At 71.8% G+C, this 22200-nt stretch carries 21 protein-coding genes; 5 read left to right on the top strand and 16 right to left on the bottom strand.

Annotation, left to right across the window (positions count from 1 at the left end; all coding sequences use genetic code 11):
- Nucleotides 1–89 precede the first annotated feature (89 nt).
- Nucleotides 90–848, bottom strand: a complete 759-nt coding sequence (locus tag ACZ63F_RS19210) for an LOG family protein (RefSeq protein ID WP_351501880.1) — start codon at nucleotides 846–848, stop codon at nucleotides 90–92.
- A 103-nt stretch (nucleotides 849–951) separates the two neighbouring features.
- Nucleotides 952–2031 carry a succinyl-diaminopimelate desuccinylase gene (gene dapE, locus ACZ63F_RS19215; protein ID WP_469712361.1) on the bottom strand — a complete coding sequence of 360 codons (1080 nt, stop codon included), beginning with the start codon at nucleotides 2029–2031 and terminating at the stop codon, nucleotides 952–954.
- A gap of 93 nt (nucleotides 2032–2124) precedes the next feature.
- Between dapE and ACZ63F_RS19220 the strand changes: the two genes are divergently transcribed.
- Nucleotides 2125–3132, top strand: coding sequence for a VldE C-terminal domain-containing protein (locus tag ACZ63F_RS19220; RefSeq protein WP_469712362.1), 1008 nt, complete (start codon nucleotides 2125–2127; stop codon nucleotides 3130–3132).
- A gap of 271 nt (nucleotides 3133–3403) precedes the next feature.
- Complete coding sequence (locus ACZ63F_RS19225; RefSeq protein WP_469712363.1) at nucleotides 3404–3823, top strand: ATP-binding protein; 420 nt, start codon at nucleotides 3404–3406, stop codon at nucleotides 3821–3823.
- 378 nt (nucleotides 3824–4201) lie between these two features.
- On the opposite strand, the gene ACZ63F_RS19230 is transcribed toward ACZ63F_RS19225, so the two are convergent.
- Complete coding sequence (locus ACZ63F_RS19230) at nucleotides 4202–5296, bottom strand: bifunctional succinyldiaminopimelate transaminase/glutamate-prephenate aminotransferase (RefSeq protein ID WP_469712365.1); 1095 nt, start codon at nucleotides 5294–5296, stop codon at nucleotides 4202–4204.
- A gap of 129 nt (nucleotides 5297–5425) precedes the next feature.
- The gene (gene fdxA, locus ACZ63F_RS19235) at nucleotides 5426–5746 is read right to left on the bottom strand and encodes a ferredoxin (RefSeq protein WP_089098949.1); all 321 of its coding nucleotides are present in this window, start codon (nucleotides 5744–5746) and stop codon (nucleotides 5426–5428) included.
- A 140-nt stretch (nucleotides 5747–5886) separates the two neighbouring features.
- Here fdxA and ACZ63F_RS19240 point away from each other — a divergent pair, with 140 nt between their 5' ends.
- Nucleotides 5887–6897: a GNAT family N-acetyltransferase gene (locus tag ACZ63F_RS19240; protein ID WP_469712366.1), complete on the top strand. Its 1011-nt coding sequence runs from the start codon at nucleotides 5887–5889 to the stop codon at nucleotides 6895–6897.
- A gap of 50 nt (nucleotides 6898–6947) precedes the next feature.
- Complete coding sequence (locus ACZ63F_RS19245; RefSeq protein WP_469712368.1) at nucleotides 6948–7811, top strand: transglutaminase-like and tetratricopeptide repeat-containing protein; 864 nt, start codon at nucleotides 6948–6950, stop codon at nucleotides 7809–7811.
- A gap of 190 nt (nucleotides 7812–8001) precedes the next feature.
- Here the strand turns inward: ACZ63F_RS19245 and ACZ63F_RS19250 are convergent, their stop codons facing one another.
- The 8 genes from ACZ63F_RS19250 to ACZ63F_RS19285 all read right to left on the bottom strand — a co-directional run bounded on the left by ACZ63F_RS19250 (nucleotide 8002) and on the right by ACZ63F_RS19285 (nucleotide 15698).
- Nucleotides 8002–8616 carry a response regulator transcription factor gene (locus ACZ63F_RS19250; RefSeq protein WP_352366738.1) on the bottom strand — a complete coding sequence of 205 codons (615 nt, stop codon included), beginning with the start codon at nucleotides 8614–8616 and terminating at the stop codon, nucleotides 8002–8004.
- The gene (locus ACZ63F_RS19255) at nucleotides 8613–9812 is read right to left on the bottom strand and encodes a sensor histidine kinase (protein WP_469712524.1); all 1200 of its coding nucleotides are present in this window, start codon (nucleotides 9810–9812) and stop codon (nucleotides 8613–8615) included. Before ACZ63F_RS19255 ends, ACZ63F_RS19250 begins: the two co-directional genes overlap by 4 nt.
- 5 nt (nucleotides 9813–9817) lie before the next feature.
- Nucleotides 9818–10558 carry an ABC transporter permease gene (locus ACZ63F_RS19260; RefSeq protein WP_469712369.1) on the bottom strand — a complete coding sequence of 247 codons (741 nt, stop codon included), beginning with the start codon at nucleotides 10556–10558 and terminating at the stop codon, nucleotides 9818–9820.
- Entirely contained in the window at nucleotides 10555–11499 is a 945-nt protein-coding gene (locus ACZ63F_RS19265) for an ABC transporter ATP-binding protein (RefSeq protein WP_469712371.1), read from the bottom strand. The genes ACZ63F_RS19260 and ACZ63F_RS19265 overlap by 4 nt, the downstream gene beginning before the upstream one ends.
- 142 nt (nucleotides 11500–11641) lie before the next feature.
- The gene (locus ACZ63F_RS19270; protein ID WP_469712373.1) at nucleotides 11642–13957 is read right to left on the bottom strand and encodes a hypothetical protein; all 2316 of its coding nucleotides are present in this window, start codon (nucleotides 13955–13957) and stop codon (nucleotides 11642–11644) included.
- A gap of 156 nt (nucleotides 13958–14113) precedes the next feature.
- Complete coding sequence (locus tag ACZ63F_RS19275) at nucleotides 14114–14530, bottom strand: DUF6113 family protein (protein WP_469712375.1); 417 nt, start codon at nucleotides 14528–14530, stop codon at nucleotides 14114–14116.
- Nucleotides 14527–15393: an N-acetyl-1-D-myo-inositol-2-amino-2-deoxy-alpha-D-glucopyranoside deacetylase gene (mshB, locus tag ACZ63F_RS19280; RefSeq protein WP_469712377.1), complete on the bottom strand. Its 867-nt coding sequence runs from the start codon at nucleotides 15391–15393 to the stop codon at nucleotides 14527–14529. The genes ACZ63F_RS19275 and mshB overlap by 4 nt, the downstream gene beginning before the upstream one ends.
- Before the next feature lie 110 nt (nucleotides 15394–15503).
- The gene (locus ACZ63F_RS19285; RefSeq protein ID WP_046733847.1) at nucleotides 15504–15698 is read right to left on the bottom strand and encodes a hypothetical protein; all 195 of its coding nucleotides are present in this window, start codon (nucleotides 15696–15698) and stop codon (nucleotides 15504–15506) included.
- 202 nt (nucleotides 15699–15900) lie between these two features.
- Between ACZ63F_RS19285 and ACZ63F_RS19290 the strand changes: the two genes are divergently transcribed.
- Nucleotides 15901–18021, top strand: coding sequence for a S9 family peptidase (locus ACZ63F_RS19290; protein ID WP_469712379.1), 2121 nt, complete (start codon nucleotides 15901–15903; stop codon nucleotides 18019–18021).
- Nucleotides 18022–18266: 245 nt separating this feature from the next.
- Here the strand turns inward: ACZ63F_RS19290 and ACZ63F_RS19295 are convergent, their stop codons facing one another.
- From ACZ63F_RS19295 to ACZ63F_RS19310, 4 genes are read right to left on the bottom strand one after another with little or no spacing between them, the layout of a single operon-like run.
- A complete protein-coding gene (locus tag ACZ63F_RS19295; protein WP_469712381.1) occupies nucleotides 18267–19328 on the bottom strand; it encodes an ABC transporter ATP-binding protein in 1062 nt (353 codons plus the stop codon).
- The gene (locus ACZ63F_RS19300; protein WP_469712383.1) at nucleotides 19321–20295 is read right to left on the bottom strand and encodes an ABC transporter ATP-binding protein; all 975 of its coding nucleotides are present in this window, start codon (nucleotides 20293–20295) and stop codon (nucleotides 19321–19323) included. The genes ACZ63F_RS19295 and ACZ63F_RS19300 overlap by 8 nt, the downstream gene beginning before the upstream one ends.
- A gap of 8 nt (nucleotides 20296–20303) precedes the next feature.
- A complete protein-coding gene (locus ACZ63F_RS19305) occupies nucleotides 20304–21284 on the bottom strand; it encodes an ABC transporter permease (protein ID WP_469712385.1) in 981 nt (326 codons plus the stop codon).
- On the bottom strand, nucleotides 21277–22200 hold the full coding sequence (locus ACZ63F_RS19310; RefSeq protein WP_469712386.1) for an ABC transporter permease: 924 nt from the start codon (nucleotides 22198–22200) through the stop codon (nucleotides 21277–21279). Before ACZ63F_RS19310 ends, ACZ63F_RS19305 begins: the two co-directional genes overlap by 8 nt.

Below are 22200 nucleotides of genomic sequence, written 5' to 3' on the forward strand. Positions count from 1 at the left end.
GCACGCACCGGCTCGGTCGGTGCACGGCGAGAGCCCCTCGGCCCCGGCTTCTCGGCAGAGCGAGCCGGGTGGGTGGGCAATGGACGGGTCTAGCGGGCCGCTTCCTTCGACACCAGGCCCACCGCCTCCTCCACGTCGTCCGTGACGTGGAAGAGCAGGAGGTCCTTCTCGGCGGCCTTGCCCTGGGCGACCAGCGTGTTCTTGAGCCAGTCGACCAGGCCTCCCCAGTAACCGCTGCCGAACAGGACGATCGGGAAGCGGGTGACCTTCTGGGTCTGGACGAGGGTGAGGGCCTCGAAGAGCTCGTCGAGGGTGCCGAGGCCTCCGGGGAGGACGACGAAGCCCTGTGCGTACTTCACGAACATCATCTTCCGCACGAAGAAGTAGCGGAAGTTGAGGCCGATGTCGACGTACGGGTTCAGGCCCTGCTCGAAGGGGAGCTCGATGCCGAGGCCGACCGAGACGCCCCCCGCTTCGAGGGCGCCCTTGTTCGCCGCCTCCATGGCGCCGGGCCCGCCGCCGGTGATCACCGCCCAGCCCGCCTCGACCAGGCCGCGGCCCAGCTTCACGCCCGCGTCGTACTCCGCCGAGTCGACCGGGGTCCGCGCCGAGCCGAACACGCTGATCGCGGGCGGCAGTTCGGCGAGCGTGCCGAAGCCCTCGATGAACTCCGACTGGATGCGCAGCACCCGCCAGGGGTCCGTGTGGACCCAGTCGGAGGGACCGCCCGCGTCCAGCAGCCGCTGGTCCGTCGTGCTCGCGGTCACCTGACCGCGCCGTCGGAGGACCGGTCCCAGGCGCTGCTCGTCCGGCGGCACCTTCTTCCCCTCGGGGTTCCCGGTAGGCATATGCGCGCTCCCTCCGCTTGCAGGTGTATCCGCCCCAGCGTAGATCCGTGCGGGTTACAGGCGCGGGACGTCGGCATGTCGGGCGCGCAGCGCCGTCGTGTGCTCAGCTGGTCAGCCAGGTGCGCAGACGCTCCTCGCACGCCAGGATCTTGGCGCTTTCCACCCTTTCGTCCCGCTTGTGAGCCAAGTGCGGATTGCCGGGGCCGTAGTTGACCGCGGGGACGCCGAGGGAGGAGAAGCGGGAGACGTCGGTCCAGCCGTACTTGGGCATCGGCGTACCGCCGACCGCCTCGATGAAGGCGGCCGCGGCCGGGTGGGAGAGACCGGGCAGCGCGCCGGGGCTGTGGTCGTCGACCACGAACTCCTCGACCCCGCAGTCGGCGAAGACCTCGCGGACGTGGGCGATGGCCTCGGCCTCGGAACGGTCCGGGGCGTACCGGAAGTTCACGGTGACCACGCACGCGTCGGGGATGACGTTGCCCGCCACCCCGCCCGAGATGCCGACCGCGTTGAGGCCCTCGCGGTACTCCAGGCCGTCGATGACCGGGTGGCGCGGCTCGTAGGCGGCCAGGCGGGCCAGGATCGGGGCGGCCGCATGGATCGCGTTGGAACCCATCCAGGAGCGTGCCGAGTGGGCCCGCTCGCCCGAGGTCGTCAGCAGGACGCGCAGGGTGCCCTGGCAGCCGCCCTCGACCTCGCCGTCCGAGGGCTCGAGCAGCACCGCGAAGTCGCCGGCCAGCCACTCGGGGTGGGCCTCGGCGACGTGCTTGAGCCCGTTGAGGTCGGCGGCGACCTCCTCGTTGTCGTAGAAGACGAAGGTCAGGTCGCGGTTGGGGGCCGGGACCGTGGCCGCGATGCGCAGCTGGACCGCGACGCCCGACTTCATGTCGCAGGTGCCGCAGCCCCACAGCACGCCGTCCGCGTCGAGCCGGGAGGGCACGTTCTCCGCGATCGGGACGGTGTCGATGTGGCCGGCCAGGATCACGCGTTCGGGGCGGCCGAGGTTCGTCCGGGCGATCACGTTGTTGCCGTACCGGTCGACCGTCAGGTGCGGCAGGGCGCACAGCGCGCTCTCGATCGCGTCCGCGAGCGGCTTCTCGGTGCCGCTCTCGGAGGGGAGGTCGACGAGCTGCGCGGTGAGCGCGGCGGCGTCCAGCGTGAGGTCAAGCGAGGTGTCGGCCATGGCCCCGACCCTAGCGCGCGCGATCCCGCGGGCGGGTTCACAGGCTTGCGGACCCGGGGGTGAGCGGCTCGTACTCTCCAGTATGTTGTACGCGTGCCAGAGCCGTCCCCCATCCGTCCCAAGCGTCGCGGCCGTGTCCTGCGTTTCGTGTCGGGCTTGCTCATCCTGTGCGCCGTCGGCGCCTATCTGGTCGTCCAGTACGTCACCGGCGGCGGTGGCGCCGAGGGCTGCAAGGTCGTCTCGGGCCGAAGCGACGACGAGTCGTACCAGTTCACGCCCGAGCAGGCGGTGAACGCGGCGACGATCGCCGCCGTCGGCACCGGCCGCGGCATGCCCGAGCGGGCCGTGGCCATCGCCCTGGCGACCGCGATCCAGGAGTCGGGGCTGCTCAACATCGAGCACGGCGACCGGGATTCGCTGGGCCTGTTCCAGCAGCGGCCCTCGCAGGGCTGGGGCACCCAGAAGCAGATCCTGGACCCGGCGTACGCGGCGGGCATGTTCTACGCCCACCTGGCCAAGGTGCGCGACTACGAGACCCTGCCGCTGACGGTGGCCGCGCAGCGCGTGCAGCGCAGCGGCTACCCGGAGGCGTACGCGAAGCACGAGACCGACGCCACGCTGCTCGCGGCGGCCCTGACCGGGCAGTCCGCCGCCACCCTGACGTGCGACGGGCGCCCTGCGGCCACCACCGCGGCGACGGCGGCCACGACGGCGACGGGTCCGGACGCGGTGCGGACCGCGCTCGTGCGGGACTTCGGGCGGGACGCGGTCGAAGAGGCCGGCGCCGAGGTGAGCGAGTCGGCCACGCCGACCCCCACTCCGACCGTGACCGCCACGGCGCACGGGCGGACGGTGACCGTGCCGGTGCCGGAGGGGCAGAAGACCGACAAGTCGGGGCGCACCGAGAGCGAGCGGGGCTGGCAGCTGGCGCACTGGGCGGTGGCCAACTCGTCGGCGCTGCACATCGAGCGGGTGTCGTACGCGGGCCGGGAGTGGACCGCCGGGAGCACGGACAGCCGGTGGCAGCCGGTGTCCGGTTCGCAGAGCACGGGTGGTGCGGAGAAGTCCGCGGGCTCGGTGCGGATCGTGACCGGGCAGTAGTTCGGGGGGTCCCTCCGGCGGGTCAGCCGGGACACGCCGTACGCGTGGTGTGCTCACGTATTCGCACGGTCACTCGCGCATGCGTCAAATCCCCTGGGAGCGTTGGGCCGGAAGGATTCTGCGGGGGCATCGGCAGCGTGTCGTTTGCCCGTTTTTCCCCACACCCGATAATGCGATGCGTTATCAACTCTTTACCTTGGGCATCCGCAACCTTCGCGGGCTTCGAGCGGTAGTCACGGCGATCACGTTCCCTCCCGTCGAATGGAGCATCATGTCCCTGCCTCTGACCCGCCGGATCGCCCGTGCCGCGCTGCTGGTCGCAGCGGGAGCGGCTGCCGGGGTCGGTGCGGCCGGCTCCGCCGGCGCGGCCCCGAGTCTGCCGGCCGGCACCCCCAACCTGGGCGGTCTGACCGCGCTGGACGGGGCGAGCGTCGGCAACACCGCCGACGCGGCGGCGCAGACCGTCACCGGGACCGTCGGCCGTACCGGTGGCGCGGCGATCGAGTCGGCGGTGCCCGCCGCCGGCCAGACCGGCGGCAAGGCCGTCAAGAAGGCGGCGCCGGTGGTGCAGCACACCGCCGGCGACGCGGCAGGCTCCGCCGGGGGGCTGCTGGGTGAGACGGCGTCCACCGCGACCAAGGGTGGGCTGCCGACGGGTGGGCTGCCGGTGAAGGGGCTGCCGCTCGCGTAAGTGGGCCGACCGCTTGCCGGAAAGGGGTCCGGGGTCTCCCCGGGCCCCTTTCCGTTGTGTGTCGGCTGCGGGTCGGTGGGGGCCGTTCGCGCAGTTCCCCGCGCCCCTCAAGGGGCGCGACAGCCCTGGCACGTCCGAAGGGACCGCTAGCGCAGCTCTCCGCGGCCCTGAAGGAGCGCCACGGCCCGGGCACGTCCGAAGGGACCGCTCGCGCAGCTCCCCGCGCCCCTCAAGGGGCGCCACGGCCGGGCACGTCCGAAGGGACCGCTTGCGCAGTTCCCCGCGGCCCTCGAGGGGCGCCACGGCCCGGGCATGTCCGAAGGGACCGCTTGCGCAGTTTCCCGCGGCCCTCGAGGGGCGCCACAGCCCCGGTGCGTCCTACGAAAGCCGCTCCACAGCCGCTCGCACGCGTTCGTCCGTCGCTGTGAGGGCCACCCTTACGAACTTCTCGCCGGCCTCGCCGTAGAAGTCGCCCGGTGCCACCAGGATGCCGCGCTCGGCCAGGTGGGCCACCGTCTGCCAGCAGGACTCGTCGCGGGTCGCCCACAGGTAGAGGCTGGCCTCGCTGTGTTCGATGCGGAAGCCGTGCGACAGGAGGGCCTCGCGCAGGGCCGTGCGGCGGGACGCGTAGCGCTCGCGCTGTTCCTGGACGTGGGTGTCGTCGGAGAGGGCCGCCACGACCGCCGCCTGTGTCGGGGCCGAGGTCATCATGCCGCCGTGCTTGCGGATCTCCAGGAGGGGCCCGAGGACCGCCGGGTCGCCGGCCAGGAAGGCCGCGCGGTAGCCGGCGAGGTTGGAGCGCTTGGAGAGGGAGTGGACGGCCACGATGCCGTCGTACGAGCCGCCGTTCACGTCGGGGTGCAGGACCGAGACCGGGTCGGCCTCCCAGCCCAGTTCGAGGTAGCACTCGTCGGAGAAGAGCAGGATCCCGTGCGTGCGGGCCCAGGCGACGATCTCCGTCAGTTCCTGCTGGGACAGCACCTTGCCCGTCGGGTTGGACGGGGAGTTCAGCCAGAGGAGCTTCAGGTGCGCCGGGTCCAGGTCGCGCGGGTCGTCGTAGACCTCGTACTCGGCGCGGGCGAGGCGGGCGCCGACCTCGTAGGTGGGGTACGCGAGGCGCGGGTAGGCCACCCGGTCGCCGGGGCCGAGGCCCAGCTGGGTGGGGAGCCAGGCGACGAGTTCCTTGGAGCCGACGATCGGGAGGACGTGGCGGTGGGTGACGTCCCGGGCGCCGAGGCGGCGGGTGACCCAGCCCGTGATCGCGTCGCGCAGCGCCGGGGTGCCCCAGACCGTGGGGTAGCCGGGCGAGTCGGCCGCGTCGATCAGGGCCTTCTGGATCAGGTCGGGGACCGGGTCCACCGGGGTGCCGACCGACAGGTCGACGATGCCGTCCGGGTGCGCCGCTGCCGTCTTCTTGTACGGTTCCAGCTTGTCCCAGGGAAAGGTGGGCAGACGGTCGGAGACTGCGGACACGGTTACTTGCTCACTTTCTTCGGTACATCCGGTACGGCAAACGCCTCGGCCCCGTACGGCGTCGATCGGACGTGATCAGGCCGTACGGGACCGAGGCGGCACGGTGGTGCGGCGGGCCGCCGGTGCGGACTACTCGGCCTGCGGGGGCAGCGCGGCGATGAACGGGTGATCGCGCTCGATCAGGCCCAGCTTGCTGGCGCCGCCCGGGGAGCCGAGGTCGTCGAAGAACTCGACGTTGGCCTTGTAGTAGTCCTTCCACTCCTCCGGGGTGTCGTCCTCGTAGAAGATCGCCTCGACCGGGCAGACCGGCTCACAGGCTCCGCAGTCGACGCATTCGTCCGGGTGGATGTACAAGGACCGCTGGCCCTCGTAGATGCAGTCGACCGGGCACTCCTCGATGCACGCCTTGTCCTTCACGTCGACACAAGGCTGCGCGATGACGTAGGTCACGCTGTCGTTCCTCCTCGATTGGGCGCTGGCGGGCCTCCGTAGGCTCCGCCGCCTGGCGCGCGGGAGCGCGGCGTCGTCGATGCCCGCCCCTAGTATCTCCGTTCCTGGGCATGATCCGAACAGGAGGGGTGAACTGACCAGTGGAAATCTCTGCCGCAGGACGCTTCGAGGTCCGTATCACCGCTGCTGACGTGGGTAAACGGGTGTCGGTGCGCCGTTTGGCCGGAAATGGTGTCGACGGGGAGAAGTTCACCGACACGGTGGGTGTTCTCACATCATGGGACGACGACGGCATGCTGACGATCACACGGCGGGACGGGGAAACCGTCCGGATACCGGAGTCCGCGCTGGTGGCCGGGAAGGTGGTGCCGGCCGCTCCGGCGCGCCGCCGCGGGCCCGCCGCCTCGTACGGGGAGCTCGCGCGTGTCGCCGCACGCGGGTGGCGGCCGGTGGAGAGCGAGCGGCTCGGCGAGTGGGAGCTGCGGGCCGCCGCGGGATTCACCCGGCGGGCGAACAGCGTGCTGCCGCTCGGTGACCCCGGGCTGCCGCTGGACGCGGCGCTGGCGGCCGTACGGCAGTGGTACGGGGAACGGGGGCTGCCCGCGTACGTGCAGACCGCGACCGGCGCCGAGGGCACCCAGGAACTGCTCTGCGCGGAGCTGGAGCGGCGTGGGTGGCTGCGCGAGGTGAGCGCCGAGCTGTGGACCGGGGGGCTGGCTCCGGTGGCGGACCGGGCGGAGGGGGCCGGGGTGCTGCTCTCCCGGGCGGCCGGCGAGGACTGGCTGGCGCGCTACCAGCGCAAGGGCGTGAGCGAGGTTGCGCTGAAGGTGCTGGGGGGAGGGCCGTCGGTGTGGTTCGCGACCGTGCCGGGCGCCGGGGCAGGCGCGCCCGCGGCGATCGGGCGGCTGGTGGTGGACGGCCGGTGGGCCGGGTTCGCCGCCGTCGAGGTGGATCCGGGGCTGCGGCGGCGGGGACTGGCCACCGAGGTCATGGCAGCGCTGGCCGGCCGGGCGCTGGCGGAGGGCGCGTCGGCGGCCTGGCTGCAGGTGGAGACGGACAACGAGGGGGCGCGGGCGCTGTACGGGCCGCTGGGCTTCGCGGCGCACCACACGTACCACCACTACCGGGCGCCGGAGGCGGACGGCTCCTGAATCCGGGAGGCCAGGCGGTACCGATCATTCTGAAGGGGCACGAAACAGCTATGGCTTCCGGTCAGCCACATCCACGACCGCCGTCGCCGGAGCGGGCCGCCGAGGTACGGCGGCGGTTCGCCGAGGAGGCGCGGTCCGAGCGGCCCGATCTGGCGGCGCTGTGCCTGCTTGCGGGCGCGGCGGCCGACGGTGCGCTGGACGAGGACGGGATCGACGCGGCGCAGATGGAGCTGGACCGGCTGGCCGGGCAGCTGCCGTACCGGCCGGGCGGGCCGCACGCGTGGGCCACGGCGGCGCACCGGGTCCTCGGCGAACGGTTCGGTTTCCGGGGCACCGCCGGGGACTACCAGCGGCTGGAGTCCTCGCTGCTGCACGAGGTGCTGCGGCGCCGGCGCGGGCTGCCGATCCTGCTGTCCGTGGTGTGGCTGGAGGTCACGCGGCGGGCCGGGGCGCCGGTGTACGGGGTGGCGCTGCCGGGGCACTTCGTGGTCGGGTTCGGGGCGGCCGAGGAGCAGGTGCTGGCCGATCCGTTCGACGGGGGGCGGGTGCTGACCGGGTCGGACGCGGAGCTGCTGGTGGTGGGGGCGGCGGGGGTGCCGCTGGACCCGGCGATGCTGGAGCCGGCCGATCCCCTGGACGTCGTACGGCGGATCCTGAACAACGTACGGGCGTGGGCGGCGGCCCGCCCGGAGCGGTCGGACGTGGGCCTGTGGGCGGTCGACCTGTCCCTGCAGCTGCCGTCGCACCCGGCGCGACTGCGGTACGAGCGGGCGCGGTTGCTGGTGGAACGGGGCGAGTTCACGGACGGCGCCGAGGAGTTGGAGAAGTACGCGGGGCTGATCGACGTGGTCGACGAGGGGGCGGCGGAGAAGGTACGGGGTGAGGCACGGGCAGCACGGGCCCGCCTCAACTGAGAGGGTTTGCGGTCCCATGGGCCGTAGTGGTCTCGGTGCATGGGCGGCTGCGGCCGTAGCGGCCGGTCGCGCAGTTCCCCGCGCCCCTGGGTGGGATGCACCGCCGGCACGGATGCGGCCGTCCCCTTGTCCTCCACACCTGAGATCCGCCGGTGCCGAACTCGCCGTGAGCCGGCGCCTACGGCCAGGCCTACAGCCAGCCCTTCTCCCGCGCGATCCGGACCGCTTCCGCCCTGTTCCGTACCGCCAGTTTCTGGATGGCCGTCGAGAGATAGTTGCGCACCGTCCCCTGGGAGAGGTGCAGCGTCGCTGCGAGTTCCGCGTTGGTGGAGCCGTCGGCGGCGGCGCGGAGGACCTCGCGCTCGCGGTCGGTCAGGGGGTTGGCGCCCTCCGCGAGGGCCGCTGCCGCGAGGGTGGGGTCGATGACACGTTCGCCGGCGAGGACCTTGCGGACGGCCTCGGCGAGCTGGGCGGCGGGGGCGTCCTTGACGAGGAACGCGTCGGCGCCCGCCTCCATGGCGCTGCGGAGGTAGCCGGGGCGGCCGAAGGTGGTGAGGACGACCAGTTTCACCGCCGGCAGCGCCTTGTTGAGCTGGGCCGCCGCCTCGATGCCCGTACAGCCCGGCATCTCGATGTCGAGCAGGGCGACGTCGATGTCGTGCTGCCGGGCCGTGGGCAGCACCTCGTCGCCGCGGGCGACCTGGGCGACGACCTCGATGTCGTCCTCCAGGCCCAGCAGTGCGGCCAGCGCCTCGCGGACCATCGACTGGTCCTCAGCGAGGAGGACCTTGATCGTGCTGCTCATGCCCCGGATCCTACGGCCATGCCGGAGCCCAGCGGGACCCGGGCGACCAGCCGGAACCCGCGCTTGAGGCGGCCTGCCTCCAGGGTGCCGCCCGCCTTCTCCAGGCGCTCGGTGAGGCCGGTGAGCCCGTTGCCCGGGCCCTTGCCCGAACCGCCCGAACCGTTGTCCTCGACGGCGAGTTCGAGGACCGGGCCGTCCAGGGTCTGGCGGCGCAGCAGCTCCACCGTGCAGGCGCTCGCACCGCTGTGCCGTACGACGTTGGTGATCGCCTCCCGCAGCGCCCACGCGAGGGCCGCCTCGCCCTCGTCGGGTACGCCGGCCAGGTCGGGGTCGGCCGGGATCTCGGCGGTGACCGCGGCGGCGGTCAGGGCGACCTGCGCGCCCGCCAGTTCCGCGGCGAGCCGGGGCCGCCGGTAGCCGGTGACCGCCTCGCGGACGTCCACCAGGGCCTGGCGGCTGACCTGTTCGATGTCGGAGACCTGCTGGGCCGCCTTGTCGGGGTGGTCGGGGAGCATCCGGCCGGCCAGCTCGCTCTTCAGCGTGATCAGCGAGAGCGAGTGGCCCAGCAGGTCGTGCAGGTCGCGGGCGAGGCGCAACCGCTCCTCGTTGGCGGCCAGTTGGGCGACGGTGGCACGGGCCTTGCGCAACTCGATCGTGGTGGCGACGAGTTGCCGTACGCCGGTCATGGAGTAGCCGACCAGGAGCACCACCAGGAACAGGCCCCAGGCGTCGTCCAGGGCGTGGGCGTGCCAGCCCGCCAGCATCATCGCGGCGGTGGTGACCGGGATCGTCCAGTAGGCGATACGGAGCGGGAAGGTGACCCCGCACATCACGGAGACGTACACGAACAGGCCGAGCCAGGAGCTGCCGAGGCCGAAGGCGAGGACGACCGCGAGCGTCCACTCCACGGCGATCGCGGCGGCGACGGTACCACCGCGGAACGGCCGGCCCATCTGGCGGAAGACGATGCTCAGGTAGATCCCGACGAAGGCCGCCAGGCCCGCCCAGCCGGCCGCCGTGGCCCCGGTGGTGTGGTGGCCGGACGTCAGGTCGTCCACCGGGGAGCCCAGGAACACCAGCCACGGCAGCACCCACACCAGTTTGCGCATCGCCTCGGCGCGGTTGCGCGGCGGCTGGCCGATCCGCACCAGCCGGTCCGCCCGGGCTTCGTCCTCGGACCGCAGGTCTTCCGTCATCGCGCTCACGCCTTCAGCGTGTCCTTCCGGTACAGCCAGGCCGCGCCGCCGACGAAGAGGGCGAAGAAGACGACGAGGATGGCGATGTCCTGGGCGTGCGGGGCCTGGCTCTGCTCGATGGCCCGTCCCAGTGCAGCGTACGCGTGCGTGGGCAGCCACTTCGCGATGTCCTGGAGCCAGGTCGGGAAGGAGGAGGACGGCCACCACAGGCCGCCGAGGATCGACAGGCCGAAGTACGTGATCATCGTGATCGGGCGGACCGCGTCACCGCTCGCGAGATACCCGATGGCGACGCCGAGCGCGGCGAAGACCAGGCTGCCGGCCCAGATCGCCCCGGTGAGCGCGAACCACTGCCAGGCGTCGAGGCGTACGTGCTTCACCGAGGCGGCGACCAGGAAGACGACCACGATCGACGGCAGGCTCACCACGGCCGCGCTGGCCGTCTTGGCGAGGACGTAGCCGCGGCCGGGCAGCGTGGTCAGCCGCAGCTGCCGCACCCAGCCGCTCTCGCGCTCCTTGGCGATGCGCTCGCTGTTGCCCATCAGGACGGCGGTGAGGGCGCCGAAGGAGGCCATGGAGACCATGACGTAGGCGGCGAGGGAGAGTCCGGAGTCGTCGACGGTGTCGGCGGTGCCGCTCTGGCTGGCGACCAGCAGGAAGATGATCGAGGGGTAGATCACCGAGAAGAACAGGAACTTGCGGTTGCGCAGGGCGCGGGCGAGCTCCAGCTTGATCAGGGCGTTCACGACTGCGTGGCCTCCTTGGCCTCTTCGGCCTCCGTGATGGCGACGAAGGCCTGCTCCAGACCGAGCCCGGCGACTTCGAGGTTGCGGGGGTAGACGCCGAGGCCGTACAGGGCGTGGACGGTGGCGTCGGCGTCGGACGACTGCATGCGGATCGTCTGGCCGCTCACGTCGACGGCGGTGAGGAAGGGCAGCGCCCGCAGCGGGGCCTCGTCGATCTCGCCCTCCAGGTCGAAGGAGATCCGCCGGGCGCCCGCCTTCGCCTTGATCTCGGCGGCCGTCCCGTCTGCCAGCAGCCGCCCCCGGTGCAGCACCAGCACCCGGTCGGCGATGGCGTCGGCCTCCTCCAGGTAGTGGGTGGCGAACAGCACGGTACGGCCCTGGTCGGCCTGTTCGCGCATGGTGGCCCAGAACGCCTGGCGGGCGGAGACGTCCATGCCGGTGGTCGGCTCGTCCAGGACGATCAGGTCGCTGTCGCCGGCGGTCGCGAGGGCGAAGCGGACGCGCTGGGACTGGCCGCCGGAGAGCTTGTTGACCTTGCGGTCGGCGATCTGCGAGATGCCCGCACGGGCGAGGACGTCGGTGACCTTGTAGGGCTTCGGGTGCAGCTGGCAGGCGAGCCTGACGAGTTCGGCGACCGTGACCTCGTCCATCAGGCCGCCGCTCTGCAGCATCGCGCCCACGCGCCCGGCGACGATGGCCTCCCGCGGGCTCAGGCCGAACACGCTCACCGTGCCGGCGTCGGCCTGCTTGAGGCCGAGCAGCAGGTCGAGCGTGGTGGACTTGCCCGCGCCGTTCGGCCCGAGCAGGGCCACGGTCTCCCCCGGGTGCAGCCGCAGCGAGAGCCCGTCGACGGCCCGCACGTTCCCGTAGGTCTTGCTCACTTGGTCGAACCCGACCACCACCGGGGTCCCGGTGGCCGTCGTCGCCGCTGTCGTTGTCATGCCTCCATGCTGACGGCGAGCAGGTGGCCGGGGGCAGTGCCGGTCGTCCGGAGAGCCGCATGACAGATGTCATGGGCAGGGCGTGACAGGACGAGAGGGGGCGCCCGGTGAGTACCGGGCGCCCCCTCTCGTCGTCGTTCGACTAGCTCGGGTTCGTCTGGATGACACCCACCCGGTTCGTCTTGCTCAGCAGGGCCTGGCGCAGGGCGACGTAGACGTCCTGCGGGGTGACGGCCGTCTTCTCACCGGTGGCACGGGTGATCTTGACGCCGTCGAAGGCATTGCCGTAGAGGTTCTTGAGGGCGTTCAGATCGGGGCTGTCCACGAGCTTGCCCTCGACCGCCTTGACCCGGAGGAACTTCCACAGGGAGTTCTGCGGGCTCATCGGCACGGACACACCGCTTTGCGTCTTGACGGTGACCAGCCCCGACATCGCCGGCTCCGCGAACGCCTTCATTTCGCGGTCGACCTCGGCGTTGGAGACCGACGGCTGCTGGGTGGTCGTCGGTACGGTCACCGCGGAGGTGGTGCCGGTCTCGACCATCTGCTCGTACGCCTGCTCGACCGCCTTCGTGGAGGCGGCCGCGTCGATGCCCTTGCCCGCCTTGCCGTAGACCGCGACGGCCTTGCCGGAGGTGAACTTGATCGTGCCCTCGGTGACCGAGCCGGAGCTGCCGCCGAGGCCCTTGAGGGCGGCCTGGAGCTTCTCCTCGTCGACCGGCATGTCGGGGTCGACGACGCGCTTCTGGCCGAACAGGGAGCCGATCACGGAGATGGGGTTGTAGTCGCTCTTGGCGGCCGCCTCGACGGTGTTCTGGATGTCGAACTGCAGGCCTGCCTGGTCCGGCACCAGCGAGACCGTCTTGCCGTCGACCGACAGCTTCAGCGGCTTGTTCACGTTCTTGCCGAACGCGTCGTCGAGCTTCTTCACGGCGTCGTCGCGGGTGCCGCCGCCGATGTCGACGCCGAGCACGGTGGTGCCCTTGGGCACGTCGGAGTGGTTCATGAGCAACCCGGCGCCGTAGAGGCCCACGCCGGCCACCACCACGACACCACCGAGCAGCGGCAGCTTGCCGCGCTTCTTCTTGGCCTTCGCCTTGCCCTTGCCCTTCGCCTCGGCCGGGGGCGGCGAGACCGGCTCGGGCAGCTTCGGGGGCGTGTGCGGCAGCGGCCCGTCGGTGGGGGCGCCCGGCGCGAACGGGGAGCCCGCGCCCGGCGGTACGACCGGCATGCCGCTGGTGACGGTCTGCCCGGAGACGTTGCCCGCCGGGGTGCCGTAGCCGGGCGCGCCCGGTTCGGGGGCGGGCTTCTGCGGGGTGAGGATCGCGGTGTCGTCGCTCAGCCCCCCGCCGGGGACGGCGTGTCCGGGACCGGCGGGGGCGGTGCGCGCGCCGGGCCGGGCCTGGGCACTGCGGGCGCGCGGCCCGCCGGGACCCGCGGGACCGCTGCCGGGGCCCGCAGGGCCGCTCGGGCCGCCGAAGGGCTCGCCGCCGTTGACCGGCGGGACGAACGGGCCGTCGCCGGTGACCGGGCCGCCGGTGGGGCCTGCCGGGCCCTGCGGGCCGCCCGGGCCGCCGGGACCGCCCGGCCCGCTGAAGCCGCTGGGGCCACCGGGACCGGCCGGGCCGCCGCCGGGCACGCCGGGGCCGCCCTGCGTGCCGTTCTGGCCGCCGTTGTCGGAGAAGTACGGCAGGTCGTCGCGGCGGGCGTCACCGCCGCCCGGCGCGCCGCCCCGGGGGCCGCCGAGCGGGCCCGCGGCGAGCGCCTCGGTCACGTCGAAGGAGCCGGTGCCGCCGCCGTGGCCGGGGGCCACCGGGCCGCCGGTCGCGCCTGCGGGCAGCCCCGCGCCGTTGGTCCCGCCGGGCCGGGACGTACCCGGCACGCTCATGGCGCCGACGACACCGCCGGGACGGCCGCCGTTCGCGGCGCCTGAGCGGGGGGCGCCCCCGTTCGGACGCGGCGCACCCGGAGCGTTCGGTGAGGCAGCGGGGGAACCGCCAGGTGCACCCGCCCCGTTGGTGGCGCCGGCGCGCTGTCCGCCCTTGGCAGGGCCGGACTTGCGAGGCGCAAACCAGTCGGTGGTGGGCGCGGGTGCCGGTTCGGCGGCGGGCGGCTCGGCGTTGCCAGTGGGCGTGGCGGCGCCTGCCGGCCGCGCGTGGGAGCCCGTCTCCTCGCCCGTGCCGCTCGGGCCGCCCGCGGCGGCCGTACCGCCCTCGACGTCCGCGACAGGGGTACGGACGACCACCGGCGGAATCGGCCGGGAACCGGGGATGTTGATCCGGATCCGGGTCGTCAGCGTGGTCTCGGTCTTGCGCTCCTCCGGCCGCGCGGCCGAACGGGCCGCGTCCGTACCGTCGTCGGAAGCCATGGGGGTCCCGTACGGCGGCGTGCCCGAGGGGTATGCGGATCCACCGCGCCCGTCGGGCCCGGAGGACGGAGTGTCAGTTTCACGACTCAAGGCAGGTTCTCCCGGTTGGCTCCACCGCCCGTGACGACCTCGCTGGGACGGCTCGGCGGCGCGCACCACCATACTGGCCACTTCTGACGCTTATCCCATGACCGCTGGGGAAACCCACACCGGACTCGCACGGGCGCCCCACGGCGAAGTGGTACGTCACTTGCCAAGTCGGGCGCCGCCCGCTCCGGGTTGCCGCCCCAAACCCATAGTGGCGCAGATCACAGCCAGCGCCATGCCGCCGAGCAGGAAGAGGTACGAGCCGCCTCCCGCGCCGAACAGGAAGTCCCCCTCCGGCCTGCTGGCGGTGAGGAAGATGACGGCGACAACCCAGCCGAACGCGGGTGCGACGGCTCCGGATCGGCTCGCCAGGGCCCGCGCCCCGCCGAGGAAGAGCCCCGCGGCGCCGGCCAGGGCCAGCAGCAGCCCGCCCGGGAACCAGCCGGCCTGGACGAGGGCACCCGCGGCGCCGACCACGGCCCCGAGCACGGCCAGCCCGACGAGGGCTGCGACCCGTCCGGCCGAGGGCGCCCGCAGGGGCTGCGCCAGCATCGAACCCCGTCCGTCGGAACTCATGACGCCTCCCCGAGGCCGGCGAAGAGATCGCTCTCGCGCGCCGCGCCCGGCTCCCCGCCCACCAACTCGTAGTACTCCGTGGTGAACAAGGGCTGGGCCAGTTCGTTGGAGAGCGCGAAGTAGCGGGCGCCGTGCGGTGCCACCTCGATCTGGGTGGCGTGGGCGGCCATCGCGGCGGCCTTGGCGTCGGCGTACGCGGTGCCGTCGATCTCGGTGGTGACCCGGCGGTCGTCGACCACGCCCGGTACGTCGTCGACGGCGGCGGACTTGGCGAAGGGCAGCCCCGGCAGGTCGCCCTGGAGCCTGGCGAACGCGGCGTCGGCGACCGTGCGCGGGACGCGGTTCCAGTAGACCTTGGGGATGCGGTGGCCGGCCTCGGCGGCCAGCGCGACGGCTCTCATGGCGACGCGGTGGGCCTGGATGTGGTCCGGGTGGCCGTACCCGCCGTTGTCGTCATAGGTGACGAGGACCTGGGGGCGGGTCTCCAGGACGATCTCGGCCAGGTGTCCGGCGGCCTCGTCGACGTCGGCCCGCCAGAAGCAGCCGGGCACGTCGTTGTCGGGCACGCCCATCATGCCGGAGTCGCGGTAGCGGCCGGGCCCGCCGAGCAGCCGGACGTCGGTCACGCCGACCTCACGCATGGCCGCGGTCAGCTCGCCGAGCCGGTACTCGCCCAGCGCGGGGCCGGTGAGATGCCGCAGTCCGGGCGGGATGACCTCGCCGCCCTCACCCAGGGTGCAGGTGACCAGCGTCACATGGGCGCCCTGGGCCACGTAGCGGGCCATGGTGGCGCCGTTGTTGATCGACTCGTCGTCCGGATGCGCGTGCACGAGCAACAGACGCCGGGTGGGCAGTTCCGTCATGTGCCCACCCTACAAAACGACACCGACAGTGCCGCGCAGCCCGGGTCGAGCGGCGCCGCGCAGCCCGGGTCGACCGGTGCCCGGGTCGCCGGTGCGAAAGGTGCCCGGGGTCAGAACTTGATGCTGCCGATCATGCTGGCGACGTTCGTCGTCAGATCACTGATCGTCGGTGCGACGGTCGAGGAGGCGAGATAGAAACCGAGCAGCATGCACACCACGGCATGACCGCCCTTCAGACCCGACTTCTTGATCAACAAGAAGACGATGATCGCCAGCAGCACCACCGCCGAAATCGAGAGTGCCACGGCGGCTCACCTCCAAAGATCCCAGGGATGCGGGGGGTTCGGACTATGGGGGTTGTAGATCACGTTGTGGATCGGTACAGCAATTCCATGCGCACGCCAGCAGGTTCATACCCACTCAGCGGTAGTGATCATAACTATGCGTGCTCGCGCATCGCTCGGCGCACGGCCGCACAAGGGGGCGCATGGCCAATATGGTCGGGGGATGACGACCGAGGCTGTCTCATTCCCCCGCCGGCACGCCCGCACCCAGCGTTTCACGCTCGGCGCGCCGCGCGCGTTCACCGTGGCCCCCGACGGCTCCCGCGTGGCGTTTCTGCGCTCCGGCTCCGGCACCGACCGCGCCAACTCCCTCTGGATCCTTGACGTACCGAGCGGCGAGGAGCGCCTCGCGGCGGACCCGCGCACCCTGCTCGGCGGTGCCGAGGAGCACCTCTCGCCGCAGGAGCGGGCCCGTCGCGAACGCAGCCGGGAGGGCGGTGCCGGCATCGTCGGCTACGCCACCGACGCCACCCTGGAGTTGGCGTCTTTCGCCTTGTCAGGACGGCTTTTCACGGCCGAGCTCAGGGCCGGTACGGCACGCGAACTCGCGGTCCCGGGACCGGTGATCGACCCGCGCCCGTCCCCCGACGGCCGTCATGTCGCCTACGTCGCGGCGGGCGCCCTGCGCGTCGTCGGCGCCGAGGGCGAGGGCGACCGGGCGCTCGCCGAGCCGGAGTCGGAACAGGTCACCTACGGATTGGCCGAGTTCATCGCGGCCGAGGAGATGGGGCGTGCGCGCGGCTTCTGGTGGTCGCCGCGGTCCGACCGGCTGCTCGTGGCGCGCGTGGACGACACGCCGGTGCGGCGGTGGTGGATCGCCGACCCCGCCCACCCGGAGCGTGAGCCACATCATGTCGCCTATCCGGCGGCGGGCACCGAGAACGCCGACGTACGCCTGTTCGTCCACGGCCTCGACGGGGCGCGCACGGAGGTCTCCTGGGACCGGGCGCGCTATCCGTACGTGGCGCATGTGCACTGGTCAGAGGCGGGTGCCCCCCTGCTGCTCGTACAGGCGCGCGACCAGCGCAGCCAGCTGTTCCTGGCCGTGGACCCGGAGTCGGGGGCGACCCGGATGGTGCATGCCGACGAAGATCCAACATGGCTTGAACTGTTCGCTGGAGTGCCCTGCTGGAGCCCCTCCGGACAACTGGTCCGGATCGCCGACGAGGGCGGCGCCCGAGTGCTCGCGGTGGGTGAACGCCCGCTCACGGGGCCCCAGTTGCACATCCGTGCGGTTCTCGACGTGACCGCCGACGACGTGCTGGTTTCCGCGTCCGCGGGCGAGGAGGCCGAGGCCCCCGAGATCGGCGAGGTACACGTCTACCGGGTGAACGAGCTCGGCGTGGAGCGCGTGTCGCAGGAACCCGGCGTGCACACGGCCGTGCGCGCCGGGGGCGTGACCGTACTGATCTCCGCCACCCTGGACACCCCGGGCGCCCGCGTCCAGGTGCTGCATGACGGAAAACACCTGGCGACTGTCACGTCATACGCCGAAGACCCCGGTTTGTCCCCGCGCGTGACGCTCACCGAGGGGGGCGCACGCCGAATTCCGTGCGCCGTGCTTATGCCACGGGACTACCACGGGGACACTCCCCTTCCGGTTCTGCTGGACCCGTACGGGGGTCCGCACGGTCAGCGGGTGGTCGCCGCGCACAACGCCCACCTGACCTCCCAGTGGTTCGCCGACCAGGGCTTCGCGGTGGTCGTCGCCGACGGCCGCGGCACCCCGGGCCGCTCCCCCGCCTGGGAGAAGTCCATCAAGGACGACGTCGCGGCGACCGTCCTCCAGGACCAGGTCGACGCCCTCCAGGCGCTCGCCTCCGACTTCCCCCTCGACCTGACCAGGGTGGCGATCCGCGGCTGGTCCTTCGGCGGCTACCTCGCCGCCCTCGCGGCCCTGCGCCGCCCGGACGTCTTCCACGCCGCGGTGGTCGGCGCCCCGGTGACCGACCTGCGCCTGTACGACACCCACTACCAGGAGCGCTACCTCGGCCACCCCGGCGAACAGCCGGAGGTCTACCGCCGCAACTCGGTGATCGACGACACCGGTCTGGTCGACGCCGCCGAACCGCACCGCCCGATGATGATCATCCACGGCCTGGCCGACGACAACGTGGTCGTGGCCCACTCCCTGCGCCTCTCCAGCGCCCTGCTGGCAGCCGGCCGCCCGCACGAGGTCCTGCCCCTCTCGGGCGTCACGCACATGACCCCACAGGAACAGGTCGCGGAGAACCTGCTGCTGCTCCAGCTGGACTTCCTCCGGCGCGCACTCGGACTGAGCTGAGCAGCAGCACTCCACAGAGCACCGCAACCAACAATTGAGGAACCCCGACGAAGCACCAGCCAGGTCCGCGAGAGCGGCGCCGGTTCAGGCGCACAAAGGGGCAACGGGCCGGAGCGACATGGCGCGCTCCGGCCCGTTTACGGCACCCGCACGGCCGTACGCTGAAAAGAGTGCCGCGTCCGTATATCGAGACCGGGTCGGCGAAGTTGCCTGCGTGTTAACGCGATTGATGCGCATACGCCCCGTTACGCCCCCGGGTTACCAAGATCGTCCGGCGGCACGACCTGCTTCTCCTCCGCAAAGTGGCAGGCGGAGTCATGGGCCGCCGGCCCCGCCGCGAGCCGGAAGGCGGCGGGCACCGCGAGCAACGGCACCTCCACCGCACACCGCTCCTCCGCCTTCCAGCACCTCGTGCGGAACCGGCACCCCGACGGAATGTTCGTCGGCGACGGCACGTCCCCGCTCAGAATGATCCGCTCCCGGTGCTCCCGCGCCTCCGGGTCCGGTACCGGCACCGCCGAGAGCAGGGCCTGGGTGTAGGGGTGGGTCGGGTGGTCGTAGATCTCCTCGTCCTTGCCGATCTCCACGATCCGCCCGAGGTACATCACCCCGACCCGGTCCGAGATGTGCCGAACGATCGACAGGTCGTGGGCGATGAAGACGTACGACAGGTCGAAGTCGTTCTGGAGCCGGTCCAGCAGGTTGATCACCTGGGCCTGCACGGAGACGTCGAGCGCGGACACCGGTTCGTCGGCGACGATCACCTCAGGGCGCAGCGCGAGCCCGCGCGCGATGCCGATGCGCTGCCGCTGACCGCCGGAGAACTGGTGCGGATAGCGGTTGATGTACTCGGGGTTGAGCCCCACGACGTCCAGCAGTTCCCGGACCCGTCTGCGCCGGTCGCCCTTGGGGGCCGCCTCCGGGTGGATCTCGTACGGCTCCCCGATGATGTCGCCGACGGTCATCCTGGGGTTGAGTGAGGTGTACGGGTCCTGGAAGACCATCTGGATGTTGCGGCGCACGGCCTTCAGGGCCCGTCCGCTCAACCTGGTGATGTCGTCGCCCTTGTACTTGATCAACCCCGCCGTCGGCCGCTCGAGATTGACGAGCATCTTGGCGACCGTCGACTTGCCGCAGCCGGACTCACCGACGATGCCGAGCGTCTCCCCTTTGTCGAGTACGAAGTCGACGCCGTCAACGGCCTTGACGGCACCGATCTGTTTCTTGATCAAGATGCCCTGGGTCAAGGGGTAGTGCTTGACCAGTCCACTCACTTCCAGGATCGGCTCAACCACCCGCTCAACCATTGAGGCACTCCCTCCAGAAGTGACAGGCGCTGCCCCGGTGTTGGTCGACCTGGTACAGCGGCGGCTCGTCGGTGCGGCACACGTCCTGGGCCATCGGGCAGCGCGGGTTGAAGGCGCACCCCGGAGGGATGTCCATCAGGTTGGGCGGCAGGCCCTTGATGGCGTAGAGCTCCTGGCCCTTCTGGTCGAGGCGCGGGATGGAGTCGAGCAGCCCGCGCGTGTAGGGGTGGGCCGGCGCCTTGTAGATGTCGTGCACGGGCGCCGACTCGACGATCCGCCCCGCGTACATCACGGCGATCCGGTCCGCGACGTCGGCGACCACGCCCAGGTCGTGCGTGATCAGGATCAGCCCCATCCGGTACTCGCGCTGCAACTCCGCGAGCAGGTCCATGACCTGGGCCTGGACGGTCACGTCCAGGGCCGTGGTCGGTTCGTCGGCGATGACGAGCGCCGGTTCCAGGGCCAGCGCCATGGCGATCATGATGCGCTGGCGCATGCCCCCGGAGAACTGGTGCGGGTAGTCCCGCACCCGCTGGGCGGCGGCCGGGATCCGCACCCGGTCCATCAGCTCGACGGCTCTGGCGCGCGCGTCCTTCCTGGACAGCCCCCGGTGCACCACGAACATCTCGCCGAGCTGGTCACCCACGCTCAGCACCGGGTTGAGCGCCGACAGCGCGTCCTGGAAGATCATCGCCATCTCGGCGCCCCGGATCTTCCGCCTCTCCTCTTCCTTCAGCCTCAGCAGGTCGCGGCCCCGGAAGAGGATCTCGCCGCCGCCGATCCGCCCGGGCGGCACGTCCAGGATCCCCATCACGGCCTGGGCGGTCACCGACTTCCCGGACCCGGACTCGCCCAGCACGGCCAGCGTCTCCCCCTCGTCGACGGCGTACGAGACACCGTTGACCGCCTTCGCGACCCCGTCGCGCGTCCGGAACTCCACGTGCAGGTCACGCACTTCGAGCAGCACGGCGGCGCTCACCTCAGCTTCGGGTCGAGGGCGTCGCGCACCGCGTCGCCGAGCATGATGAAGGCCAGGACGGTGAGGGCCAGGGCCCCGGAGGGCCACAGCAGCGCGTGCGGGGCGTTGCGGATGTAGGGCGAGGCTGCGGAGATGTCGATGCCCCAGGAGACGCTGGGCGGTTTCAGCCCGACGCCAAGGTAGGACAGGGTCGCCTCCAGGGCGATGTAGGTGCCGAGCGCGATGGTCGCGACGACGATCACGGGGGCCACCGCGTTGGGTGCGATGTGCCGCAGCATGATGCGGGAGTTGGAGGCGCCGAGGGCGCGGGCGGCCTGGACGTAGTCGTTCTGTTTGACGGTGATCACCGAGCCGCGGGCGATCCGGGAGATCTGCGGCCAGCCGAGCAGCACCATGAACCCGATGACCGGCCAGACCGTGTTGCTCGTCACCACGGAGAGGAGGACGAGACCGCCGAGGACGACCGGGATCGCGAAGAAGACGTCGGTGATCCGGGACAGCACCGAGTCCCAGATGCCGCCGAAGAACCCGGCGAGCCCGCCGAGCACCGACCCGAACAGCGCGACCCCGAGCGTGGCGCAGACGCCGACCGTGACGGACGTACGGGCGCCGTACACGGTCCGCGTGTAGACGTTGCAGCCCTGCCCGTCGTAGCCGAAGGGAGCGCCCGGCCGGGGACCCTCCTGGGCGAGGGCGAGGTCGCACTTGAGGGGGGAGCCGGAGGCGATCAGGGACGGCCACAGGGAGATGACGACGAGGAAGAGGATGACGAGGGCGGACACGATGAAGACCGGGTTGCGCCGCAGGTCCCGCCACGCGTCGGACCACAGGGAGCGGGGCTTGGCGGCGGGGCCGGTGCCGAGCGGCCCGCCCGGTGTCCGCTCCAGCGTCTGCGCCTCGCTCGTCGCGAGGTCCATCGCCCCGCCCATGCCCGTCCCGGCGATGGCCCGGTCCTGCTCGAACGGCTGCTCAGGCATAGCGGATCCTCGGGTCGAGTACGGCGTAGAGCAGGTCCACCAGCAGATTGGCCACCAGGAACACCAGGACCAGCACGGTCACGAACCCGACCACCGTCTGGGTGTTCTGCCGCAGGATGCCCTGGTAGAGCTGGTAGCCGACGCCGTGGATGTTGAAGATCCGCTCGGTGACGATCGCGCCGCCCATCAGCGCGCCGATGTCGGTGCCGATGAAGGTGACGACGGGGATGAGCGAGTTGCGCAGCAGGTGCCTGGTGACGACCCGGCGGCGGGGCAGCCCTTTGGCGACGGCCGTACGGACGTAGTCGCTCCGCTTGTTCTCGGCGATGGAGGTGCGGGTGAGCCGGGTGACATAGGCGAGCGACACGGAGGCGAGCACCAGCCCCGGCACGATCAGCTCGCCGAAGGCGGCCTCCGGGGAGACGGAGGGTTTGATCCAGCCCCACTCCACTCCCAGCAGCAACTGGAGCAGCAGACCGGTGACGAAGGTCGGTACGGAGATGACGACCAGGGTGGCCAGCAGCACCCCGGTGTCGACGGGGCGCCCGCGCCGCAGTCCGGTCACGACGCCCAGCGTGATGCCGATGACGACCTCGAGGACGATGGCCACGATCGTCAGCCGGATGGTGACGGGGAACGCGGTGGACATCAGCTCGGTGACCGGCTGCCCGTTGAACGCCGTACCGAAGTCGCCGGTGAAGACGTTCCCCATATAGGTGAGGTATTGCTGCCACACCGGCTTGTCGAGTCCGAACTCCTTCTTCAGCTGGGCGGCGGTCGCCGGGTCGCAGGCGCGCTCGCCGCACAGCCCGGCGATCGGGTCGCCCATGACGTTGACCATGAGGAAGATCAGCAGCGTGGCCCCGACGAACACCGGGATCATCTGGAGCAGCCGCCGGACGACGTAGCGTCCCAT

The organism is Streptomyces sp. NPDC104761, from assembly GCF_055583445.1.

Coding starts and splice junctions, on each gene's coding strand:
- ACZ63F_RS19275 (WP_469712375.1), bottom strand. CDS start 14,530: ATGAGTTCCGACGGACGGGGTTCGATGCTGGCGCAGCCCCTGCGGGCG.
- dapE (WP_469712361.1), bottom strand. CDS start 2,031: ATGGCCGACACCTCGCTTGACCTCACGCTGGACGCCGCCGCGCTCACC.
- ACZ63F_RS19250 (WP_352366738.1), bottom strand. CDS start 8,616: ATGAGCAGCACGATCAAGGTCCTCCTCGCTGAGGACCAGTCGATGGTC.
- ACZ63F_RS19265 (WP_469712371.1), bottom strand. CDS start 11,499: ATGACAACGACAGCGGCGACGACGGCCACCGGGACCCCGGTGGTGGTC.
- ACZ63F_RS19255 (WP_469712524.1), bottom strand. CDS start 9,812: ATGACGGAAGACCTGCGGTCCGAGGACGAAGCCCGGGCGGACCGGCTG.
- ACZ63F_RS19210 (WP_351501880.1), bottom strand. CDS start 848: ATGCCTACCGGGAACCCCGAGGGGAAGAAGGTGCCGCCGGACGAGCAG.
- ACZ63F_RS19305 (WP_469712385.1), bottom strand. CDS start 21,284: ATGCCTGAGCAGCCGTTCGAGCAGGACCGGGCCATCGCCGGGACGGGC.
- mshB (WP_469712377.1), bottom strand. CDS start 15,393: ATGACGGAACTGCCCACCCGGCGTCTGTTGCTCGTGCACGCGCATCCG.
- ACZ63F_RS19310 (WP_469712386.1), bottom strand. CDS start 22,200: ATGGGACGCTACGTCGTCCGGCGGCTGCTCCAGATGATCCCGGTGTTC.
- ACZ63F_RS19295 (WP_469712381.1), bottom strand. CDS start 19,328: ATGGTTGAGCGGGTGGTTGAGCCGATCCTGGAAGTGAGTGGACTGGTC.
- ACZ63F_RS19225 (WP_469712363.1), top strand. CDS start 3,404: ATGTCCCTGCCTCTGACCCGCCGGATCGCCCGTGCCGCGCTGCTGGTC.
- ACZ63F_RS19290 (WP_469712379.1), top strand. CDS start 15,901: ATGACGACCGAGGCTGTCTCATTCCCCCGCCGGCACGCCCGCACCCAG.
- ACZ63F_RS19245 (WP_469712368.1), top strand. CDS start 6,948: ATGGCTTCCGGTCAGCCACATCCACGACCGCCGTCGCCGGAGCGGGCC.